General features: G+C 60.8%; 3 protein-coding genes. All 3 read right to left on the reverse strand.

The features are described from left to right. Positions 1-235: MarR family transcriptional regulator (locus tag V6C16_RS10960; RefSeq protein WP_333543208.1), on the reverse strand; the 235-nt coding region annotated here is incomplete at its 3' end. A 2-nt stretch (positions 236-237) separates the two neighbouring features. Further along, positions 238-981 carry an ATP-binding protein gene (locus tag V6C16_RS10965; RefSeq protein ID WP_333535535.1) on the reverse strand — a complete coding sequence of 248 codons (744 nt, stop codon included), beginning with the start codon at positions 979-981 and terminating at the stop codon, positions 238-240. A gap of 15 nt (positions 982-996) precedes the next feature. Beyond that, a partial coding sequence (locus V6C16_RS10970) for a Mu transposase C-terminal domain-containing protein (protein WP_333543209.1) occupies positions 997-2658 on the reverse strand: 1662 nt, incomplete at its 5' end.

Raw genomic sequence — 2658 nt, forward strand, 5'->3', positions numbered from 1 at the left:
CACGGCCAGCCCGCTGGCATGGCAGAAAGCCGCCTACCTGCGTCCATTGCTGCCCGGCTGCCGTCAGACCGTGCATGTTGTCTTCTGTGGTGTGGATAAGGCCATAGCTGCGCAGGCAGCGGCACACGGTACACACTCCGTCGCTGGTTACCCCGAGGGCTGCGGCTAGTTGCCGCGTGTAGCATGCGCCGTGCTCGGCAAGGTGGTGCATCACACGCTCGGACAAAACAGCCATGACTACGCAACCGCCTTGCGCACAGTTTTGGCCGTGCGGCTCTGCCAGTCATGCGCCAGTTCCACTCCCGCGAAGTGGGCCACGTCAAGCTTGCCGGTGAGGCCGTTGGCCTTGGCAAGCTGCTCTATACGGGCCAGCACGTTGAGCACTTCACGCATGCGCCCGGCAGACAACCGCAACACTTCACCCGCCAGTGCCGGGGTCAACTCGTATTCGCAGAGCTTGGCGCAAGCCAAGGCCACGTCCGCAGCAGTGCAGGGACCAAACTCAACCACCTGGGCAATACGCGAGGATATTTGCCTGTGACGGCTGATATTGCGCTGTATCTGTTCCATACCGATCAGCACCACGGTGACCTCGGCGCGGTCGGAGAAGTCGCGGATTTTCTCCAGTACGCTTGCGGAATCCCGCAAGGTGAACTCGCTCTCATCAATGATGATTGGAGACTGACGCTCAATCAGCACCCGCAGGCAACGCTCAAACAGTTGCTGGGCCGTGCCGCGCGAATCCACGTTGAGCGCCTTGGCAAGCTCCACAAGAAAGTATTTTGGCGTCCAATCCACGTTAGCGCGCAGATACACGGCTCCGGCTTCCTCGGCCCAACGGTAAACAATGTGCGACTTGCCCAAGCCCGGTTGGCCGTGAACAAGCATCATGCCAGCCTCGGCAGCGCCGCGCGCTTCCACGGCTTTGACCCCAGCCGTAAACCGGGCGTAGTTTTCGGTTTTTACAAATCCTTGACGCATTTGCATTCTCCTTTGTTAAGCAATGCCTTCCACGTCGAGCAGGTCACGCATGTCTGCGTATTCCTCGCCCTTGCGGTAATTGGTCAGAAATTCAATGTCTGCCGTTGTCTGCTGCGCGGGGTTGCGCATCAGCCAGCGGTAGCGGTCAAACGTGTTGGCAAAGAGGGGGCGCGCGGCTTGAGCCGTGGGGGCGTCTGCCTCTATCATTTCCGGGGCCGCCACGGCCTCACAGGCAGCAGACATGTCAATGACTGTGGGTTGTGTGCTGTCGGCCAAGGCGGGGCGCAAGACGTCGGGAAGGATTATTTCCGCACCGGGGGCCACGCGCTGAAGCTTGGCATCTATGCGTTTGACCTGCGCCTTGGCGCGCTTGTCGCGGGCGTCTTGGACGCGGCTTTCCGCAAAGTACGGGCTGGTGTTGCCTTCAAGTGTGGCCTCGCATATCTGCCTGCCGTCGAGCGTCCAGCACCTGATGCGGCTGCTGTCCCAAATGTCGTAGCGGGCTTCGACGTATTGGCCGTGGTAGTCTTCTAGTTCCGGCGCGTAGTAAAAGCCGTTAAACATTTGTATCCAGCAATTACGACACTTGCGACGCTCACCGGGCATGAACAGTTCAGCGCCCATGCCGTGCGGCACCAGCACAGGTTCAAAGCCGCGTTGCTCAAATGTGGCCCAAAATTCGTTGGGGCTGTAATGCACCATGCGGCCCTCCGCATCGCGGTAACGCGGCAACCCACGGTGCGGCGTGGCGTTATATTCCTCCACACGGGCGAGGATGTGCTTTTTGCATTCGTCCCAAGTGGGCAGGATGGCGCGTTTACCGTTTTTGAGGGCGGCGCGGCTGGCCTTGAAATTGCGGTGGGCGGCGTCCGTGTCCATAAGCGCCCCGGTGTAGCTGGCAAGCCCCTGCGCGGCGCGTACCCACAATGTTTTGACGGCGCGCTCCATGAGGCCCTTACCCTGCGGGCGGCCCGGAATGGCATTGCAAGGCGAGATGCCAAGGCGTTGAAACATGCCAGTGCGGTCATCAAGCAGTAGCTTGTTATAATAGCCGGGGCCGGAGTCGCTATAAAACATAGCTGGTATGCCCGCCCACAGGCAGGCCATGCGCAGGGCGTCAAGCACGGTCAGCTTGCTTTCAGACAGCGCAATACTGATGCCCACGCAACGGCGGGTTGCCACGTCGATGATGGCTGTAATCTCGGGTTTGAAGGGCTGCCCGTGGTCAGGGTGGAGCACCTCGGCGTCAAACGTGGTGCCGTCCGCCGTGTACACATCGCCGGGCCACAGTTCAGACGTGTCGCGGCGCTGGTAGGGCCGCAGCTTCAAAAGAGCGTTGCCAGTGGCGCGGCCAGCTTCACGGGCCGGGGCGCTCATCTTATTGAGAGCGCGGCGCACGGCATATATGGAGGGCGGCGTTTCTCCACGCTTTTTCAGGGCGCGGGCAAATTCGTCATAAGCGAGGGCAACGGTGGGATGCTGTGGCTTCTGGTAGTACCCGAGGAATGCTTCAAACCAATCCGGCAACGGCTCGGACTTGCGAAAGGCGGGCAACAGCGCAGCTTCGCCGCCCTCGGCGTAATCAGACGCCCAGCGGTACAAGCTGCGGCGTGACAGCGTACCGCCGCGATTGCAGGCAGTAGCTGTGCTGATCAGCTCTTGCAGCGCTGGGGAAAG

Source organism: Desulfovibrio sp. 1188_IL3213 (assembly GCF_036763145.1).
Classification (GTDB): domain Bacteria; phylum Desulfobacterota; class Desulfovibrionia; order Desulfovibrionales; family Desulfovibrionaceae; genus Desulfovibrio.